General features: G+C 38.6%; 19 protein-coding genes. 13 read left to right on the plus strand and 6 right to left on the minus strand.

The features are described 5' to 3' along the window. Entirely contained in the window at positions 1-450 is a 450-nt protein-coding gene (locus LY11_RS18525; protein ID WP_111635135.1) for a hypothetical protein, read from the plus strand. A gap of 6 nt (positions 451-456) precedes the next feature. On the opposite strand, the gene LY11_RS18530 is transcribed toward LY11_RS18525, so the two are convergent. From LY11_RS18530 to LY11_RS18540, 3 genes are all read right to left on the minus strand, one after another. After that, positions 457-2,442, minus strand: a complete 1,986-nt coding sequence (locus LY11_RS18530; protein ID WP_111635136.1) for a sensor histidine kinase — start codon at positions 2,440-2,442, stop codon at positions 457-459. A gap of 1 nt (position 2,443) precedes the next feature. After that, positions 2,444-3,190 (minus strand): LytR/AlgR family response regulator transcription factor, encoded by a 747-nt coding sequence (locus tag LY11_RS18535; RefSeq protein ID WP_111635137.1) that lies wholly within the window; start codon positions 3,188-3,190, stop codon positions 2,444-2,446. Positions 3,191-3,298: 108 nt separating this feature from the next. Next, positions 3,299-3,829, minus strand: a complete 531-nt coding sequence (locus LY11_RS18540) for a hypothetical protein (RefSeq protein WP_111635138.1) — start codon at positions 3,827-3,829, stop codon at positions 3,299-3,301. Between the two features lie 287 nt (positions 3,830-4,116). Here LY11_RS18540 and LY11_RS18545 point away from each other — a divergent pair, with 287 nt between their 5' ends. The 4 genes from LY11_RS18545 to LY11_RS18560 all read left to right on the plus strand — a co-directional run bounded on the left by LY11_RS18545 (position 4,117) and on the right by LY11_RS18560 (position 7,001). Continuing rightward, positions 4,117-4,734: a MarR family winged helix-turn-helix transcriptional regulator gene (locus LY11_RS18545; protein ID WP_111635139.1), complete on the plus strand. Its 618-nt coding sequence runs from the start codon at positions 4,117-4,119 to the stop codon at positions 4,732-4,734. A gap of 53 nt (positions 4,735-4,787) precedes the next feature. Then, positions 4,788-5,504, plus strand: coding sequence for an SDR family NAD(P)-dependent oxidoreductase (locus LY11_RS18550; protein WP_111635140.1), 717 nt, complete (start codon positions 4,788-4,790; stop codon positions 5,502-5,504). Between the two features lies 1 nt (position 5,505). After that, positions 5,506-6,147: a flavin reductase family protein gene (locus LY11_RS18555; protein ID WP_111635141.1), complete on the plus strand. Its 642-nt coding sequence runs from the start codon at positions 5,506-5,508 to the stop codon at positions 6,145-6,147. A 71-nt stretch (positions 6,148-6,218) separates the two neighbouring features. Then, positions 6,219-7,001, plus strand: a complete 783-nt coding sequence (locus LY11_RS18560) for a tryptophan-rich sensory protein (protein ID WP_111635142.1) — start codon at positions 6,219-6,221, stop codon at positions 6,999-7,001. A 3-nt stretch (positions 7,002-7,004) separates the two neighbouring features. Here LY11_RS18560 and LY11_RS18565 read toward each other — a convergent pair whose 3' ends face one another. Together LY11_RS18565 and LY11_RS18570 are read right to left on the minus strand one after the other, a co-directional pair. After that, positions 7,005-7,901: a helix-turn-helix domain-containing protein gene (locus tag LY11_RS18565; protein WP_111635155.1), complete on the minus strand. Its 897-nt coding sequence runs from the start codon at positions 7,899-7,901 to the stop codon at positions 7,005-7,007. A gap of 69 nt (positions 7,902-7,970) precedes the next feature. Next, positions 7,971-8,969 (minus strand): aldo/keto reductase, encoded by a 999-nt coding sequence (locus tag LY11_RS18570; protein WP_245952829.1) that lies wholly within the window; start codon positions 8,967-8,969, stop codon positions 7,971-7,973. A 296-nt stretch (positions 8,970-9,265) separates the two neighbouring features. On the opposite strand from LY11_RS18570, the gene LY11_RS18575 reads away from it, so the two are divergent. The 8 genes from LY11_RS18575 to LY11_RS18620 all read left to right on the plus strand — a co-directional run bounded on the left by LY11_RS18575 (position 9,266) and on the right by LY11_RS18620 (position 19,973). Beyond that, entirely contained in the window at positions 9,266-9,790 is a 525-nt protein-coding gene (locus LY11_RS18575) for a DUF2589 domain-containing protein (protein WP_111635144.1), read from the plus strand. 202 nt (positions 9,791-9,992) lie between these two features. Next, positions 9,993-10,439 (plus strand): DUF2589 domain-containing protein, encoded by a 447-nt coding sequence (locus LY11_RS18585; RefSeq protein ID WP_111635146.1) that lies wholly within the window; start codon positions 9,993-9,995, stop codon positions 10,437-10,439. 61 nt (positions 10,440-10,500) lie between these two features. Then, positions 10,501-11,409 (plus strand): SMP-30/gluconolactonase/LRE family protein, encoded by a 909-nt coding sequence (locus LY11_RS18590; RefSeq protein WP_111635147.1) that lies wholly within the window; start codon positions 10,501-10,503, stop codon positions 11,407-11,409. A 213-nt stretch (positions 11,410-11,622) separates the two neighbouring features. Further along, the gene (locus LY11_RS18595) at positions 11,623-13,446 is read left to right on the plus strand and encodes a type VI secretion system Vgr family protein (protein WP_111635148.1); all 1,824 of its coding nucleotides are present in this window, start codon (positions 11,623-11,625) and stop codon (positions 13,444-13,446) included. Positions 13,447-13,450: 4 nt separating this feature from the next. Continuing rightward, positions 13,451-14,791, plus strand: a complete 1,341-nt coding sequence (locus tag LY11_RS18600) for a hypothetical protein (RefSeq protein ID WP_146610872.1) — start codon at positions 13,451-13,453, stop codon at positions 14,789-14,791. Position 14,792: 1 nt separating this feature from the next. Beyond that, positions 14,793-15,131: a hypothetical protein gene (locus LY11_RS18605; protein WP_111635150.1), complete on the plus strand. Its 339-nt coding sequence runs from the start codon at positions 14,793-14,795 to the stop codon at positions 15,129-15,131. 23 nt (positions 15,132-15,154) lie between these two features. After that, positions 15,155-19,384: an RHS repeat-associated core domain-containing protein gene (locus LY11_RS18615; protein WP_170132719.1), complete on the plus strand. Its 4,230-nt coding sequence runs from the start codon at positions 15,155-15,157 to the stop codon at positions 19,382-19,384. A 4-nt stretch (positions 19,385-19,388) separates the two neighbouring features. Beyond that, a complete protein-coding gene (locus LY11_RS18620) occupies positions 19,389-19,973 on the plus strand; it encodes a hypothetical protein (protein WP_111635153.1) in 585 nt (194 codons plus the stop codon). A gap of 391 nt (positions 19,974-20,364) precedes the next feature. Here the strand turns inward: LY11_RS18620 and LY11_RS18625 are convergent, their stop codons facing one another. Then, positions 20,365-20,769: a hypothetical protein gene (locus LY11_RS18625; RefSeq protein ID WP_211321596.1), complete on the minus strand. Its 405-nt coding sequence runs from the start codon at positions 20,767-20,769 to the stop codon at positions 20,365-20,367. Positions 20,770-20,893: the final 124 nt, after the last annotated feature.

Consider the following 20,893-nt stretch of genomic DNA (forward strand, 5'->3'; position numbering starts at 1 on the left):
ATGGAAGAACTAAGTGATGAACAAATTCAATCGCTGCTGGAAAACGGGTTGAATACCACCAAAGAGCCACTGTCAGCAATTGAGCAGGAGCAAATGGATAGTTATTTTTCTTTATTTCAAAAACTTAAAACTGAACCTGCAGACACTTTACCATTTAACTTTGCTGCAGAAGTTACCAGGCAGCTTAAACTCAGATTGAAATATCGTAGCGATTTAAAATTCAGTTTGTTTTCTGCTTTGGGAATAATTATTGGTTTGATTGCCGCTTACGGATTATTAAGCCTGGTGAAAATTGATGCCGGGGAACAGTTCCTGACCGCGATGCTTAAACTTAAATGGTTGCTGCTTACCGGAGTTGTGATCTTGTCAGGTACGCTGGTTTTTGATCTGAAGATTGTGCAGGAGAACCCATATAACAATGCGGCAGGAATGGATGAAGCAAAGAACTGATTTGATTTAAGTTAGTAAAACAGTTTTGCTTTTTAGCGTATAGACTGATTTAACTGGAATGGTAAGCGTAACCTGGGTGCCTTCATTAATTTTGGAATGGATGACAATACCAGCTGGCAAACCAGTTTCTCTGGCCATAATAGCCAATCTCTCCATACTGATAGCCGTAGCTAACGATTTATGCTCAGTACTAACTGAATTGGCTTCTATTCCTTTTCCATTATCTGATATAGTAACCACCAGCAAGTCCTTGTTTAAAACAAATCCGATATTGATTTTGCCCTTTTTCAAATTAAAATCTATGCCATGTATCAAGGCATTTTCTACAAAGGGCTGCATTAACATTGGTGGAAGACAGACACTCTCCAAATCCTCCTGCTGATCTTCCAGAGACAGCACATATTCAAAAGCATTATCATAACGCATTTGCTGCAGCGCAAGATAATTTTCCAAAGTTTCTATTTCTTGATCTAAAGCTACATAACTTTCCCTGGACAATTCCAGGCTGCTTCTTAACAGAAAACTAAACTTATTGAGATATTTTAATGCTTTTTCTTTCTCATCGAACCTTATAAAACTTTGCAACGCAGATAAAGTATTGAAGATAAAATGCGGTTCCATCTGTGTGCGTAATAACCGCTGCTCCAGTTGTGCTTTTTCATTCTTATTGCGTAGTTTTCGTTGCCTTTGAACATAATACGACAGGAGCACTAAAGAAAGTGCTAACAGGGTAGTTAAAGCAGCTATTATTAGCCATAACCGATTACTTTGTAACCTTTGCTGCGCAAGTCCGACTGTCGTATTTAAATTACTTATTGACTTGTCTTTAGCCTGGAGTTCAATAACTGTACTCATTTCTGCGATTGCCCTTACATTTTCAGCCTGGTAAGTACTGCTGGAGGCTTGTAGTAATGCTTCTTGCTGCGCTTCGGCTTTTGCATATTGTTTGCTGGCAAAAAGATAACTTACGAGATTTTTCTTATAGAGCAGCACCGACTGTTCATCTACCATAACAGGATATTCTTTTGTATAGCTTTCGCATTTTTTCAGGTAAAATAAGGCGCTGTCTATCAATTTTTTACTTAGAAAACTGGAGCTGATGTCAGCGTAGTCTATAAATAAATTGCCAGTACTGATACTTCTGGCATTTATACCATTTTCCCTGGCATCCTGTAAATCCATTAGCATCTTCTTTTTTTGATAAAAGAAAATGGAATCTGTTTGATTCTTTTTTATAAAATAAAGTGTTTTTCTATCGGCCAGAAAAGTAGCTTTCTGAAAGTCAGGATACTTGACATAAAGCGCCTGCATTTTTTGAATATAACTGTAAATTGAATCCGGGTTTTCATTCTGGTGGAAAAAACCTAAAGCCATCTGGCTATAAGCTCTGAATTTCAGATCGTTTTCATCGGGTGATGCTGCAAGTAGAAGTAATGCCTTTCTGTTAAATTTAAAAGCATTGGGGAATTGTCTGAGTTTAATACCCGACTGTGCGGCCGCCAGATAAATATTTACTTTTTGTTTTGTAGTCAGATCAATTATACTATCATTCAATAACATTTGGCCCGCTCTGTTATAATAATAGTTTTCCTGATTTAACTTATGTTCCAGGCCTGCAATATTGCCTAAACCTGAGTACAATAAAACCTTCTCTGCATCAAAACCAGTTTGATATTCCATCAGGCCCCAGGCGGCCCGCATATATTGTTTTACGGAATCTACCTTATTCATTCCATAAAATACACCGGCTATATTGTAATATATAATTGATAAAGCAACAGAATCGCCCTTATAACGCACATCAAGCATTTTACCCTTCCAAAATTGAAGCCTGGAATTTAGATTCGGGTTTTTCTTTTGTTCTTCCGTAGCTTTTTTAAGCAGGTCGCGGGTCTGCTGCTGTTTATTTTTTTGAGGAGCGGAATCATTTTCCTTACAGGAAGAAATTAATAACGATAAGATCAGGATAGTATAGCAATAGAATCTTGCCATGCTATAGTTGATTGAGCCTTTGAACGATATATTCTTTCCTTCTTACGGAAACAGGGATTTCCGTTTTATCTTTGAGCAGGAGAACCCCGCTTTTCAAAAATTTGTCAACGTAAGTGAAATTAACCAGATAAGATTGATGTGGACGCAGGAAAAACAAATCAGGTAATAAATCATCATAAAATTTGAGTGGTTTTGAAACCATCAGTTTTTGTCCGTCTATACGGTGAAAAGTAGTATAGCTACCTTCGCTCTGGCAATAAAGAATATCCTTCAACTGCAGAATCTGTATAAACTCCTGTGTATTTAATACAATTCTTGTTTCCAGATTGCTATCATTTAATAAGCGTTGACTTTTTGCTATCACAAGTTGCTGTTGCTGCCCAAATAATAAATAATCCTCTTTTAATACTTTTTTTAAGACCAGTTTTAACTCAGCTTCGTCGAGCGGTTTCAAAAGATAATCTAAAGCACCATATTTTATAGCTTTAATAGCAAATTGATTAAAAGCAGTAATGAAAATAATTCGGAAATTGATTTCCTCCAACTGATTAAGTATATCAAAGGCAGAACCATCAATCAATTGAATGTCCATTAAAACCAATTTTGGACGGAGTGATTTAATCAGCTTTAATGAGGAAGAAACAGAAGTGGCACTACCAACAAAGTTAAAATCTGGTTCTTGTTTAATCAACCATTCTATTTCTCTTCGTATAGCAGGCTCATCTTCAATTATCAGGGTGTCAATCATACTTTATGTTAAAATATTCTGCTTTAATGTCATCTGATTTAAATATAACAAATATAAATACATTACATGATTCGGATTTTTAATGTAATTAATAGCTAATTGTGTTATTTACATTTTTTTGTATCTGTCAGTAAAACTATTGTCCCGGCTGGCTAAAAAAACAAAAACCCAACCCCATTGATTATTTATTCCGTCCAGCGTTAGGTTATTGTATTGATCTATTGAAAATTGCAATTGCTTATTGCTAAAATGCCCATAGATAAACGGAACAGGAATGATTTTTCTATTATGCCTGGATACAAAATAGTTTTGCTTCAATTTTCCGTTTATAATTACACTGTTAATTAGTTTATTTCTCTGAAACAATGTGATTTCAATTTGCTTAGTATTTAAAGCTTTAAGCCTGACTATTGTTTCTCCGGTCATATTACTTTCAGAACCAGTGGCCTGATAATTTAGCCTGTTCCATAAGGTTTTGCCTGTTAATGAATCATTTTCAACAGCATAATTTTTATAGGAACCGTTAAAGTCACTAAGCGTTTCAATAGGTTTAACCCGATCAGACTGAACCTGTTTTACGGATGCGCATCCGGTTAAAAAAATAATACAGGATAGGATTAATAATAACCTTATAGACATACCATCTGTTTTTTAGACTGTGCTTGTTTAATGATCATCCGACTAATTCAATGATCATTCGACTAACATAAATTTACAACTAAGGCTTAACAGTTTATCATGATCTTGGTAAGCGTAAGGTTTACGACTGGATTTGTCAGTTGATTTTTATTATCTGTTATTTTAACGGAGATATTAAGCTATATTAGTATTTTTTTATACTAATAAAACGAATAAATAAAATTATTAACAAACAATTGGTGTATTAATATACTTAATGATGTATAATTGTTTTAAACTTATCTGAAATGATGTATTACGATTTAATAAGTGAGGTAATAGGATTAATTAAGAATTATGAAAAGGAGTCAGCTCATCATAGTCAAGACGGATACCTGTTTGCACAGTGGTTAAGCGCGTATTATAAAAAGAACGATCATCAAATAATTTCTGAACCTGAGTGGGAGGGGAAGTCAAAGGGCCGTTCAGCAGATAGTGTGATTAATACTTCATTGGTACATCTTTACAGATATGCAAAGCTGAATGCGAAGGCTGCAATAACCAATACCTCATTTTCTACCCCCGATGAATTTATTTATTTAATCAGCCTGGTTTCATTTGGCAGTATGACTAAGACGGCGCTTATCAAATTAAATGTTCATGAGAAATCTGCAGGAATGCAAATTGTGAACAGGTTAATTAAAAATGGATTGGTGGAGCAGGAAGCACTTGATAGTGATAAACGAAACAGAATGATCCACATTACTTCAAAAGGGACTCAAATTCTAAATGAAAGTATGCAAAATATAAAAAAGGCATCAAGGGATGTTGCCGAGCCACTGTCACACGTTGAAAAGATGGATTTAATCAGGTTACTGACAAAACTTGAAAGCTTCCATGAAGCTAAAACAAGAGTAGTTCTTTAAAATAGGTTATTTCTTCAATTGCAAAAAAACGGAATTCTTAAATATACAGGATCATGAATTTTCAGGGAAAAAATATTCTGGTGGTCGGTGGTAGTTCTGGAATAGGATTATCATTGGTTAAAATGCTCCATCAGCAGGATGCAAATATATATGTGGCTTCAAGGTCTGCGTCTGAAGACTGGCCGGCTGATATTCAATATCTCCAGTGTGATGTTACAGGGAATCTTGATCGTATCGTAGATTTTTTACCAACAGAGCTACACGGGCTGGTCTATTCGGTTGGCAGTATTAACCTCAAACCTTTCAACAGACTTACAGAGGACGATTTCTTAAATGACTATCGAATTAACGTTTTGGGTGCCGCACGTATCATTCAGCAAGCTGTGAAACAATTAAGAAATGCTGGTGTTGCATCAATAGTTTTAATCAGTTCTGTTGCGGCTAAAACAGGAATGCCTTACCATGCCAGTATTGCAGCTGCAAAAGCTGCGGTAGAAGGTTTGGCGGTATCATTGGCTGCCGAATTTGCTGCTCTGCAGATACGGGTTAATGTTGTAGCACCGTCTCTTACTGATACTCCGTTAGCGCACAATTTATTAAGCTCTGCCGAAAAGCGGGAAGCCTCGGCGAAAAGACACCCATTGGGGAAGGTTGGACAGCCTGAAGATATTAGTAAGCTGATTGCTTTTTTATTGTCAGAGGAAAGTAGCTGGATGACCGGGCAAGTTATTGGAATAGATGGTGGATTAGGGAAATTAAAAACGAATTAACATGATAAGCATTAAGAGTGATCAGATTTATCAATTGGAAAAACAATACAGAATAAGCCTGATCAATAGCTTAGTTGGCTATAAATCCTTGAATCTTCTGGGAACCATTAGTCCTGAAGGCATCACTAATTTATGTATCATTAGTTCCGCTTTCCACCTTGGTGCTGATCCGCCGCTTTTGGGGATAGTGATACGACCTGAAAGAGCGCAGAATGATACCCTCACGAATATTAAATCAACAGGCCAGTATACTTTGAATAATGTGTTGCCAGAATGGTATAAGCAGGCGCATCAAACCAGCGCATATTATTCTTCTGGTGTATCTGAATTTGATACCTGTGGATTGAAAAAATTGTACTGTGCTGGTTTTAAAGCACCATTTGTAGGACAATCAACTATTCGTATCGGTTTGGAGCTAAGGGAGATTATCGATGTGGAAATTAACGGTACGACGATTTTAATTGGGGAAATTGTTCAAATATTAGCCGATGATACTATGATAGCGGCAGATGGAACTGTTGATCATATTAAAGCAAAAACAATGACCGTTGCAGGGTTGGATTCCTATTTTCTTCCGCAAGCAGTTGGACGTTTAGCTTATGCCAAGCCAGGGGTTGAACCTCACGAATTAAATGAATCCTGATGTCAATAATAGAAAATCCTGATTTCAATTATATAAAAGATAACCAAGATATACTTTAATAAAATAGATTTATGAAAAAGAGACTGGCTATAGCCAACTGCATTGCTTTAATTATCACAATTGTGATCAATTATCTTTCTAACACTGGACTATTGAATGGCAATACCATGAAAATTGTTTCTAACAAATATTTCAATTATTTTACTCCTGCAGGGTATGCCTTTTCAATTTGGGGGCTTATTTATCTCGGTTTACTGGGTTTTATATTTTATTCATGGCGAAGTCTTCTTAAAGAGAGGGAAGAGGATTCAATACTCCTGAAAATTGGCTGGTGGTTTGTACTTTCCTGCTGTGCTAATTCACTTTGGGTTATAACATGGCTTTATGACTATACGGGTCTGTCCGTTGTGATTATGGCTATTTTGCTAATCTCCCTGTTAAAAATCATTGTGCGCACCAACATGGAATTAGATGCTCACCCTTTAAAAAAATACCTTTTTGTTTTTTGGCCATTTGCGCTCTATTCAGGATGGATTTCTGTTGCTATAATAGCTAATATTGCAGCTTTTCTGACTAAAATACATTGGGATGGATGGGGGATTTCCAGTGTTACCTGGACAATTATTATGATTTTTGTAGCGGGCCTTATCAATATATTTATGATCAACAAGCGAAATCTTCGCGAATATGGAGTAGTGGGGATTTGGGCGATAATGGCTATAGCTGTATCAAATCATCATGTAAATGGCAGTACAGCTGTTGTCTATACTTGTTATATTGTTGCAGCAATCCTACTGGCTTTCATAGCTGTAAGCGGACTGAAAAATAGACATAGTACACCTGAAAAGATGTAGAAATCAATCAAATGCCTGCCTGAATTCAATTGGCGACAGATTGGTTTTCTTCTTAAATAGTGTACTAAATGACTGGGCATGTTCAAAACCTAATGCGTAGGCGATTTCGCTTACAGATAGATTTGTAGTCGAGAGTTTTTCTTTAGCCTTTTTGATCAATCTCTCATGTATATGCTGTTGCGTATTTTGTCCGGTGTGCATGCGTAACAGATCGCTCAGGTAGTTTGGGGATAGGTTCATATATTCTGCAATATGTTGTACCGTTAATAGTTCCTGTTGCGCTGCGGCATTATGATTAAAATATTCGTCAACATAGCTTTCAAATTTCACAAGAAGTTGATGGTTGTGGTTTTTCCGCGTGATAAACTGCCGCTCATAAAATCGATTGGAATAATTAAGCAGCAATTCAATTTGCGATAAGATAATTTCCTGCGTGTGTTTATCAATGTGCAAACATTCTTTATCGATCTTGTTCAGTATTGTAATCAGATCTTCTTCTTCTTCAGCAGAAAGATGCAGGCCTTCATTGACCGCGTAAGAAAAGAAACTATAACTATTAATGTTACTTGATAGCGGATGAGCCAGCAAAAAGTCAGGATGGAAGATAAGCAGATAGCCTAACCCGCATTCTACTTTATCCAGATCCAGGTATTGAACCTGATTAGGCGCAGTGAAGCTGAGGACACCCTTATCATAATCATAATGTTGCTGTCCGTATCGGATTTTGCCTTTTACCTCTCTTTTCAGTGCAACACAATAGAACCGGTTGACAAAGCCTTTCCAAACATCATCTTCCAGGAAAATGCTTTCGGCGAGGTTAATCACACTTACCAATGGATGGCGTGGTTCGGGCAAAGATAATAACCGGTGAAGTTCCGAGACTGATCTGATGGCATTCATCATACTAATTTAAACATTTTAATGTATGAAATAATGGTTGCACCGTCATTATGCAACCATGTAAATATTCTAATCAATAAGCCCCATGCTGAATTCATCATACGGATTACCAGTATCTGTGCCTAATGGAACAATACTTTCCAGTTTCGATAGCTCTGCTTCGCTCAATTCGATGGTTGCGGCCGCTATGTTTTGTTCCAGATATTTTCTGCGTTTGGTGCCTGGAATAGGTAAAATGCCCTTGCTTATAATCCAGGCCAGCGCCAGTTGTGAAACGGTGATATCTTTCTCTTCAGCCATTGCTTCAATTGCTTTAACCAGCTCAATGTTTTTGTAAAAATGAGCTTCTTGAAAACGGGGGATTGCCCGGCGGAAATCATTTTCCGGTAAATCATCTATGGCCCGGATCTGACCAGATAAAAAACCACGGCCTAATGGTGAATAAGCAACAAAACCTATCCCAAGTTCATGCAAAACTTTCAATACGCCACGTTCTTCGACCGTACGCTCAAATAATGAATATTCACTTTGTACTGCAGTAATCGGATGAATCACATGCGCTCTTTTTACAGTTTCTGAAGACACTTCTGATAAGCCCAGGTAACCCACCTTTCCTTCCTTAACCAGTTCGCTCATTGCTTCAACAGTTTCTTCAATAGGCGTGTTTTTATCAAGGCGGTGCATATAATACAAATCAATATAGTCTGTATTAAGATTTTTTAAAGAACGCTCCACTGCTTTTTTTACATATTCCTTTTTGCCGTTAATGGCCCAGGTAACTTTATCAGTTTCATCTATTTCCCAGCCAAATTTGGAGGCAATAATATATTTGTTCCTATTGCCATTTATTGCTTTAGCGATGAGCTGCTCATTTTTAAAGGGCCCGTACAAATCGGCGGTATCTAAAAAATTGCCACCTAATTCAAGCGACCGGTGGATGGTAGCAATTGCTTCTTGCTCATCTGCCACTCCATACATATTTCCTTCTTCAAAACCAGTCATACCCATACAGCCCAGGCCTATAAGAGGTACAACCAGGCCTTCACTTCCTAAATTTATTTTCTTCATTTCCATACGATTAGTTTTAACAAGTCAAAGGTCGTCAACAACATTTTATAAGCTGTATGCAAAGCCCTGAAAGTTGTATGCAAAGCAAGGGGGGGAGGGCTTTGTTAAACAGGTGTACGCGATTTTCAGAGTATCTAGAAACAACTTTATGACCTGGAGGGGCATCCCGGATACATTCTGTGGTGTTTATGCCTGATAGGATTAAAACTGAAAACAAGATCACACATACAGATCCATTAAGGATAAGATACCAACTGATCTGATAATTCCGTATGTTCGTTTTATAACGCTTTGATATGGAAGAAAAAGAACACCTTCAGAACAGCCCTCAGAAATTGTCTGGTTTAATAACTGAACCTCTTATTGCTGCAATTGCTGCCAATAGCAAAATGGCTAAAGCCCAAACAGATTTCATGCTTGAAACTTGTTTCACTAAAGATGATGCGGGTCAATATAAGCCTGTTATGATTGAAATGACATTAACGCGTGGGGTAATTACTCCAGGTACAACTGAAAATCCTGAATCAACTATTCAAAATTCAGACACCAGGTTCAGCATACCTTTGCTAGCGATTGTTCCTTTGAATAGTTTGGCTGTAAATGAAATAACTTTGAATTTTGATGTAGAAATAAAGGGTGTAGTCAATGAGGGGGACAAAGGGGGAGAAGAACTTTATGGATTAGTGTCTGGCGAAAAGATTGCAGGTAAGCCAATACTTTCATTCGCTATTCATACAGCACAATTGCCATTACCCAGAGGTGTAAATATGTTAATTGAAGCTTTTAGCCAAAGTATTTCGCCGGTTAATCTTCCACAATAGAATCATGTTATGAAAATAGCACAACAAATTCCCTGTCCAACTTGCTCGACCTTAATTCCATTTGATAGCTACCAGCTGTTATTGGGCGTGTATTTTGAATGTCCGAACTGCCAGTCAAGTATTGGTTTAGCTACTGAGTCCAAAACCATTGTCGAAAAAGCCGTACAAAAACTTGACGACATCAAAAAGCAAAATAATAATAATGGGTAGACTGATTAGTCTTCATGATTTTCTGATGGCTACACGAAACGCTGTTGTAAAATCAATGCAGCAAATAGCAGATTTTAATGCTGATTCGCTTAAAGGTTATTTTGATCAGGAAACAGGCGCAGCCCATACAATATCGATCAACAAGCCTAAACTTCAGTCCGGACAATCTTCTGCAGCATCATTTGATGTTCCCTTGCTTGCTATCGCTCCACTATCAAGGTTGGGGCTGTCTTTCGTTAACATTACGCTGGAGTTATGGGTATTAAAGATTGATGGTGTAACCCATGTTTCTATACCGTCGGAAACTGACCAAGATCCCGATGCGCTATCTACCAGGGTTAACTTTAATATTATGGTCAATCCATCTCAAACCGAAAATGAATTTATCAGGGAGCTTGGATTAATTGAGGCTGAGGTAAGCAATCAGTGTCATTTATAGATTTTTCCTCCAAAAAACGATTTTCCGGGTAAAATGATAATTTTGATTTATAAATTTAACTATGCGATATTCATTTAATTCCAGCAGGAGCTTTCCTGCACTTTTGCTGTTATTATTCTTCACATTAACAGGATTAGATACAAGAGCACAATTGTTTAATCAGGACAGCCTGAAATTAATATCCCGGCAGTTTTCCTTTACAGAAGGGCCGGCAGTGGATAAAAAAGGGGATATTTATTTTACTGACCAGCCCAATAACAAAATCTGGAAATATAGCACTGAAGGTCATCTCTCGCTTTTTAAAGATTCAGCAGGCCGTGCAAATGGATTGTACTTTGACCGTCGCGGTCAGCTGCTTGCCTGTGCGGATGAAAAAAACGAAATCTGGTCAATAAGCAATGATGGCAAGATCACCGTCTTGCTGTCAGCTGTGAATGGAAAGAAACTGAACGGGCCCAATGACCTTTGGGCAGATGAGAAAGGTGGTATCTATTTTACAGACCCTTATTATCCTCGTGATTACTGGATCAGAAAAAATCCGGAAATAGAAGGGCAGAAAGTTTATTACCTGCCGCGGGGAAAAGGGAAAAAGCCAGTAGTTGTGGCTGATGATGTATCTAAACCAAATGGTATTATAGGATCGGCTGATGGAAGATACCTGTACGTTGCAGATATTGAGCGGAATAAAACTTACAGGTATAACATTGAACCTAACGGTAAGCTCAGCGGACAGAAGCTGGTCATCGATCAGGGATCTGATGGGATGACATTGGATAACCAGGGAAATATCTATTTGACAGGGAAAGGCGTGTCTATTTATAATCCGGCAGGTATTTTGATAGGTTATATTGAAGTAAAAGAGCCTTGGACAGCGAATGTTTGTTTCGGCGGTAAAGACCGTACTGATTTATTTATCACTGCCTCAACTGCAATCTATAGGCTACCGATGCGTACAAAGGGCATAGATTGAGGCGCGATGAAAAAAGCTGTAACAAACACGTAAAGGAGCTAAATAGCGATTCCTTATAAGAACATTTAACAGAAAAAATCATCTGATTAGGCGACTGATCAGGCGGTGAAAGCCTCTGCAATAATGCTTTACACCACTGCTATAAGAACGTTGATGTAATAAATTGCCATACAATTGATTAAGGTCTATATATTGATAATAAATCCTAATATCATGGAAATTAATCTCATCAAAGAAATTCATATTGGCGACAAAGCCATTCTGCATTTCACATCGTTCTCGCTTACACAGAAATTTAATGCGCATCATTATTTCGAACTTCGGTTTAAACATGACCAGATGGGGGCGCCAGGTTTGATTAGCTTGGATGATAGCAGAGATTTTGTGGGGCAAACCCTGGCTGCATCGTTTGGATACGACCCTGCTAAAATGCAGAAGTTTTCAGGAATGGTGACCAAGGTAGAGTTGGCACAGAGTAATGGTTACCACGGAATTCTGATCGTTAGCGGATATAGCCCGACTATTTTAATAGACAGGGGGCCGGATTTAGGTTCTTATCTGGATAAAGACCTGAATTCAATCGTAAAGCTGGCTACCAAAGATACACCTGAGAATGATCTTAGGATTGCAGCTAATGCTTCCAGAAGTAGCGCAATTGATTATGTGATTCAATATAGAGAGAGTGATTTCGACTTTCTAAACAGGCTAAGTGGAGAATACCATGAATGGTTTTTCTATGATGGAGAGAACCTCAACTTTGGAAAGCCTGACGAGCAGAAGGAAGTAGCTTTGTTTTATGGAAGAGATGTCCAGAGCTTACAATATGCTATGGAAGTTGCACCGATTAAAAACAAGCGTTTTGCTTATAATCCGAAACAGGATCAGATGCTTGAGAGCGAAAGCACAGGACAGGCCAATGGAAGGCCTGATCTGGTTCATGCGATCAATGCATCCAATTCGATGTACAGCAAAACCTTTAATCAACCGTCGTTGATTCGTGTGGACAATGGTAGCGATATTAAATCGCTGGTAGACAACGAAGAAAAAGCGAATATAAGCGGATTGCTAAAAATAAATGCCAATGGCGACAATCCGGAAGTAGGGATTGGCACCATTGCCGAGGTAAGTATGAGCCTGAAGCAGGGGATAGATTTTTCAGCCCAGAGTCTGGGGAAATTTCTAATTACTTCTGTGCACCATATTATAGATGAACGTGGTCATTACAATAACTCTTTTGAAGGGATCGTGTCCACGACAGAACGCATTGCTTTTAAAAATTACGACCGTCCAAACCCAGATATGCAGCTTGCAGATGTGATGGATAACAATGATCCGCAAGGCCAGGGGCGTATTAAAGTAAAGTTCAAATGGCAATGTCAGACCAATGACCAAACGGAATGGCTGAGGGTAGTTACCCCGGATGCCGGTGGAAGTGAAAAGGTGAGTAAAAACAGGGGCTTTGTATTTATACCGGAAGTCGGTGACCAGGTATTGGTTGCTTTTGAAGAAGGTAATATTGCCCGCCCTCTGGTGATGGGAAGTGTGTTCCATGGCAAAACGGGAAGCGGTGGCAGCAGCAGCAATAATACGAAAAGTCTGACCTCAAAAAGCGGACATACCGTTCAGCTGGATGATGGTGGTGGGATGACGATAAAGGATAAGGATGAAAACCTGATCATACTGGATGGTGCAGGTAATATCTCGATGCACAGTAAGATCAGTATCACCATTTCCTGTGGAGAAGGTGAAAGTGCGGCGAGTGCGATCACTTTAGATAAGGAAGGCAACATCGCCATTAAATCTAAAAACATTGTGGCTTTAGGTTCTGAACTGGTTTCTATGGGCTCTGGCTCTGGGGATGAGAAATCTTTCTCCGGATCAGGATTTTCTCTGGATCCGGAAAATGTAACTATTGGTGCAAAAACAAAACTTAGTATGGTAGGCGGTAAAAGTCTTGAAGCCAGTTCTGAGGGGCCTGTGATGATTCAGGCCAAAGGCGAAACACTCGTTCAGGGTAAGAAAGTAAACATCAACTAGGCGCATGGAGAATAACGCGATCATGCAGCGGGTGATGATGCTTTCTGAAATGTGGACTGAATCGCTGAGCAAGAACCCTAAAGTAAGTGTGTTTGCCTGGGTTGGCGCTTCTTCAGTTGAGTTTAAAACAATAAAAGGGTTTGTGATGTACCAGACTTCTTTAGAAAAAACACTGCAGGATACGGTGTTGTGCTTGTCGCAACCCTTTGAACCAGAGGTTCAGTTGTACGGAGACCGGATCACCAGCGACCTGCAGAATTACTTCAGGGAATGGAATAAAGATCCAATGCTTACAGAGGTAACCGGAAAGATAGAATGGAGGGCTCAATCCATTACAGAAAAAGGAACAGAAGCAATTTTATTTGCGGAGAATCTCAATATGCTGGCTAAAGCATTAAAAGTTACCGGGCATCCTGAAAAGTTAGTTCTGGCACTATTTCCAAGTGCGTTAACGGATGTGAAGGCCTTTAGTAAATGGATAGAACTATTAATCAATGCAGGGATTTCGGACAGTGTCCGGATCATGTTGTATGAATCCGGGGACTCGATGTATTTTAAAAGTCTTTCTAAAAAGAAGGAAGAAGAATTTAAATATCTCCATCCTGATCTGGACATCGCAGGTGCAATGAACCAGATTCTGGAAGAGACGAAAGCGAAAAAGGGCACTGAGGAAGAAAAGGATATGGTAAGCTTTCAACAGGCGCTGATCAAGATGAATGAGGCGACTGGCTATAGCGATGCAGAAGATGTTCGCTATTACGGAAATATCTGTTTGAAGTTGGCTAAAAAATATGAATGGCTGCCTCAGATAGCGCTTGTTCATTTTTTTGAGTATACTTTTTATTCATCCGTTCAAAAGGTGAAAGAGGCGCATCAGGCTATTGACAAGGCAATTATAATCACTGCTGAGGCCGCAGAAAAAGAGAAGGAACAACATGACCAGACGCAGTACCAGTATTATATAGCGAAAGGAAATTTGTACTTTATGAGTAAAGAGTTTGAACAGGCTGCTGTGGTTTACCGGAAAAGCCTGGAACTGCCCCGGACTGGAGCGAACCCGCTGATGTTAGCAGGAATCTACCAGATGCTGGGCAACAGTCTGCGGAAATATGCGACCAAAACAGAAGCCAGAACCTGTTTTAGTGAAGGATGGCAGTTGTTAAGCAGCGAAGGAGATGAAGCACTAAAAGAAAATACAATGGCAATGTTTTACGCAAAAGACATGCTCAGCATTGCTGATCAGGAAATGCTGAATACGTATACGCCGATAATGGATCAGTTGTGGGGAAGCAACTGGAAAAATAACCTGACCGATCAATATAACCAATTCAATAAAACTAAATAAGATGAATAATAACGGAATAATCTGGCTTGCAACTATCTTCATCATCATATCTCTGATTTACACCGGATGTAGTTATTTACAGAAAGACGATGCGGAGAAAGAAAAACACAAAAACTATGTTTCCGCAAAAGCGGTAATAGATCAGAAGTTGCCGGAGCGTGTAACCCGCTATGGGGCAAAACAGGCAAGGTATAACATTACTATTATAGATGCTAAAGGAGAAAAAATTATCCGTTTTAATTGCGAGCTGGGGGGCAGTCTGAAAGAAAAAGATACGGTGACTGTTTACTACGATCCAAATGATCCCAACGGTAGTGAAGTGACAACTAAAATACCATAATCCCCAAATCAAAACTTACCATTATGGCATTTAAGATTGTAAATAATCCCATCGTACCGGTAGTATCTGAAGATCCAAAACCTGCAGCAAAGCATTTTGATATAGTCCTGGGCCTTGATTTTCATGTGTTGAAAGTACCATGGCCAATTACACCTTGCCCGATTACTCCTTTTGCAGCATTGGTTTTTGATCCAATGGATTATATTCATTTTACGGTTCCGGCAATGCCGGTATATACGGATGATGGGCTTACAATTGCCAAGGATGTGCCTTTGGGCGGTACGGTACTGATCAATGATTGCTACCGGGGTGCTGCCCAAAGTGCTTTATGGGGAATGCCTTCGGTGCCTCCATTGATGGGGAAACTGAAAGGTTTAGGAAAGGCAGTGAAAGCGTTGAACCTTTTGCATTCAGTGATTCCTCACCCTTTGTTTCTGTTGCCAAAGTTTTTTCACCCTCATGAAGGCCAGCTTTCGCATGGGAGCAATACGGTAATTACCCAGGGAATGTACCAAAGTACTTTTCTATGCAGGGCATATTCTTGTCAGGACGTTGGAAAGATCTTATTGAATAATCCTACAGGAGGATTTTACCTGAATTTCTTAACGGCAGTGATGGTGGTGTTGCCATTGGGTAAACCGGTAATTGTGGGCGGACCGAAAGTAGAGCAGGAATTAAAGCTTGCAGATCTGATCAATGCGCTGATGTTGATGGGACTGATGCATGGGTTAAAGTTTGCAGTTAAAATGCTGGGTAAACTGCTGACGAAATTGATGGCCAAAATAGAAGCAAAGTTTCCGGGTTTTAAGAAGTTCAGGTCTGCAGTACAACCATTTGTCTGTAAATATCTTGGTGAACCGGTAGACGCTGCCAGTGGGCACATGGCGAGTTATTTAGACGGATTTACTTTACCAGGGCCGATTCCTTTTGTTTGGGAAGCGAATTATTACAGTGATAGCAATTACGACGGACCACTGGGTAAGAATATTTACCATAGTTACGACATCACACTAATGGTAGATGACGCTGATTCCATGGTGATTATGAATGACACTGCAGGAAGACCAGTGGTGTTTCCTGTTCTTCAGCCAGGTACGAGTTTCTATAATGCGATGGAGAAATATGAACTGCACCGGGATGAGAAGGGGGAATATTTTGTGAGTCATAAGGATGGCTTATATTATTACTTTAATGGACCATTACAGGGAAGTAACGGGCATGGTAACCTGAGGAGCATTGTGAATCGTAATGGTTTTGCGATCCGCTTTACTTATAATCATAAAGGACAACTCATCCAGATTAAGGATAGTGCAGATCGGTTGATCACGGTGGAGAGTAATGAGGAAGGGTTAATCAGCGCATTGAAATTGCCAAATCCTGCATTGGGAAATAGCGGGGTCAGCTTTGATGCGGTGCGCTATACTTATACCAAGGAAGGTAATTTGAATGGCTTATATAATGCGGAAGGATATTTGAATCGCTTTGCCTGGAAAGATAGATACATTATTGCGCGCAGGTTTAATGATGGAACAGTCTTTACGTTTGAATATGATAAGGCAGGCAGGTGTACAGCAGCACTCGGACCAGATGGTCTTTTCAGTTATACTTTTGTTTATCTGGAGGGACATACGATTGCGACGAATAGTCTGGGGCATAGTAAGGATTATTACCATCAGGGAGGAATTGTGACCAAGATTGTGAATTGCTTAGGTGGAGAGCAGTTATTTACTTATGATGATTGTTTTAACCTGATTGCCGAGAGTAATGAGGTGGGAGTAGCGACGACATATGCATATGATGATAAGGGTAATCTGATTTCACTTAGCCTGCCTGGCCAGGGGGAGGTAACTATAAAATACAATGAACAAAATAAACCTATAGAAAATATACTTCCTAATGGTGGTGTTTGGCAATATGAATATGATAAGGCAGGAAATATGCTTTGCCGTATTAATCCTCATGGTTCAGTTACTAAATATGTCTACAATAACGATGGTTTAGTTCATCGAATAAGTAATGCGATAGATCAGGCGACGGAACTAAGATATGATAGTCAATATAATTTGCAGAGTGTTGAGCTAGCTAATCAAACCAGAATATTATTTTACTATGATGCATTGGGAAGATGCGTAGAGCTAACAAGCGCTCTTGGCAATACACAATATCGTCGATACAATCTTTTAGGGAAAGTTATTGAGGTAAATGAGTCAAATGGCAATGTCCGCCATCTTGCTTATGATAGCATGGGCAACTTGATAGAAGCAAGAGATAAACGCGATAAAGTCAATTTAATTTATAACTTTTTTGGAGATGTGATCCGCCGAAATCAGGGAGGGGCTGAGCTGAATTTTGTTTATGACACAGAAGGACAATTGAGTAAGGTTATCAACGAACATAATGAACAATATATTTTTGAGTTGGATGCAGAGGGTAATGTTGTTGTTGAAACAGGTTTTGATGGGTTAGCAAGAAAATACTTGCGAAATCTTGCCGGACAAGTTGTGCAGGTAGAGCGTCCAAATGGTCACACCGATGCTTTGGAGTATAATATTGCAGGCCAAATTGTAACGCTATTACATCAGGCGGATAACAGTCTCGAAAGTTATGCCTATGATAATATGGGAAAGCTGATTACTGCTTTGAATCAAAATGCAGAAGTAACCTTTAAAAGGGATTTAATGGGACGCATTGTACAGGAAAATTGCAATGACAACTGGGTTAAGTATATATTCAATCAATTAGGGCAGCAAACGCATTTGCAAAGTAGTTTGGGGGCAGATATGCAAACAAGTTATGATGATGTGATGAGTTTGGTGCAAAGTATAGACGCAAATGGCTGGCAAGTGCGGATGCAGCGAAACCAGCAGGGACAATTAGTGGAAAAAAACCTAATTGGTGGAATAACCGAACAGTTCGAATATGACCGTGACGGTAGAATTAGTCGTCAGCGGGTAAATCAAAACAAAAGCTTTCGACATCAAAGGCAGTATACCTGGGATGGAGATCGTCTTGCTGCCATTAAAGATTCCACTACCGGGGATAAATTGTTCAAGCACGATGTTCACGGGAATCTCTCCGAAGTAATTTATGGTGATGGAACTGTTGAATTTAGGATGCCAGATGCAGTCGGCAACCTTTTTGAAAGTCAGGATCGTAAAGATAGGATTTATGGGAGGGGAGGTCGTTTGTCAGAAAGTAAAACTGCGACATATGATTATGATAAGTTAGGGAATCTAATTAGGAAAAGGGAGAAAAATGGTAATGTATGGGAATATCAGTGGAATGAAAGCGGCATGCTTGAAAAAGTATTGCGGCCTGACGGTAGTGACGTAATCTTTGCTTATGATGCCTTGGGGAGGAGACTCTGGAAAAGGTATAAAAAAACGGTTACTAAATTCATTTGGGATGGCAATAAAACATTACATGAATGGAAAGAGTTTGATACGAAAGAGAGTACGGCCGATGAGATTATCACCTGGGTATTTAGTAATGATAATTTTAATCCAACAGCAAAGATAAAGGGTAATAAAAAATATAGTATTATTGCTGATCATCTGGGCACACCTATACAGGGATATAATGATGACGGTGATTTAATTTGGCAACGTGAGATCGATAGTTATGGAAATCCTAAAATTCAAAAAGGAGATGCAGGATTTTGTAATTTTTTATACCAGGGACAAGCATTAGATACAGAAACAGGATTGGCTTACAATCGTTTCAGATATTATAGTCCAGATGAGGGGAGATATATTAGCCAGGATCCTATTGGCCTTTCAGGTGGATTTTCATTGTATAATTATGTCGGAGATCCCAATGAGTGGATTGATCCACTTGGATTAAGTCGTCGAGGTAATTGTGCGACACGAAAACATATGGATGACGTTCGAGATCAGTTTTTAGATGATAACCAAAACGCGAGTACTTTGGAGCATCTGGCTGGGGGGAGAGATAGACTTACTGGCAACGAATTACCTGAAACACATTTAGGCCCAAATACACAACTGGCAAGTTCCAGGGCTGGTGGATCGTATACTGATATGACATTTGATGTTAATGGGCAAACCGTGTATGTTCAAACAGTGGATGCGGGTAATGTTCATGGAATGTCTCAAAGAGAATGGGATAATGCGAATAGGATTACAAGACAAGATCCTGATGCTGTAGTCGTAACCGTTGTTAAAGGAAATACTATTAACCCAGGGGATTTAAATGTTGGAAATATGAATCCAGGAAGTATTTATAGATTTTAAGAAAATGAAAAGAGGAAATAATTTTATTAAACAATTAGGAGTTTTTTTTACAAAAAAAGATGAGATCGAACTATCGAATTTATTGAGACTTCAATTTCAAAACATTTTTTTTATTGATACGTCTCGAAGCGACTCAAAAGAAATAAAATTTATCGATGACCTTTCCTTAGGATTCAAGGGTAAATCAATATTGAATACCGATATCTTTTCATTAGAGGATTATAAAACTCTGGTGAATTCGCAGGATGGGCCTCATTTTAGTTTCCCTATGATTGGTAAAGGATTAATACAATATGTCAGTTCTGAAGTAGCTGGATATGATCCTAAATGCCTAAAAGATGGCTACTTTGGTGGATCTTATAATGTTAGTGATGAATTGACGGCTAATTTTGTTAAACAGTTTTTTAAGTTAGTTGGTCAATACGGACGAAAGGTCTATTTGGTGTCCAGAACAAGAGATTTATGTGCGGATGTACCCGAGAAGCAACTTTTGGTGTGGCCAGATGCAGCAAAAATATACAATGGTGAAAATCAAAAATATCTAACACAAACCCGGGAAAGGTGGTTAGTGCCGGAAGAAGTTGGTTAACAATTAAATTCATTATAGGGGAGTTTGATAAAAATAAAGAACAACGCGCCTAATGAAGCTCATTTTATATGCGATTTCTTGCATATTTGGTAAAACCCGTAAAAGTAAAAATCCTGCAAACTTTTGATTTGCTGGGTTTTAGTTCTTTTTGATTCTATTCTTCGTGATCCATCTGGTATTCGAACTTAGTTCAAATACCAGGGCTTGTATAGTATTTAGGGCGGTTTTTAAATTCGACTCACCGAATTGCTCACCATTTTTTTGATACGTTTTGGCTGCAATTGCTATTTTCCAAATTACGTAATATCAATTAAGAAATATAATTATTTACGATCTCTAAATTCCCTGATTTTTTCTAACTCAATTACGTCGATTTGATCTTTTGGTCTATTTACAGCTTTTTTATTAGCTGGTTGATATGTAAAAAAGGAACTTTTATATCTTCAAAGACTGCAATAGATGCAAGGTCAAGACATTCCAAAAAGGAAAGGGATTCTAAATCTTTCATAGAGGTCATAATATACAGTTCGATTGTATTATCAATATAGATGCTTGTCCATCCAGGTACGAATTCCATCGTTTCAAAAGAAGGAAAATCACCATAATCTAATTCTTTAAATGCAGCCCTGAGATTTTTTCTATTATCCAGGGTATCGTACAACCAAATATCCAGTTCATCTGTACTACGGTTAAAACCATGAAATCTAGTAGCAAATCCACCAACCATAATATATTTTACATCATGATTATTTAAATACCCCCAAAATCGCAATAATACTTCATCTAAAACATCCATATAAACTACTTATGAATAATCACGGCTTTATTGAAAAGATTATTTGTGCGTAACATTTTGGTAAAGAGTTTAAGTTTATCAAAATCAGAACGAAATATATCTTTATTTAGACGCTCATTATCAG

It is taken from the genome of Pedobacter cryoconitis (assembly GCF_003259615.1).
GTDB lineage: Bacteria > Bacteroidota > Bacteroidia > Sphingobacteriales > Sphingobacteriaceae > Pedobacter > Pedobacter cryoconitis.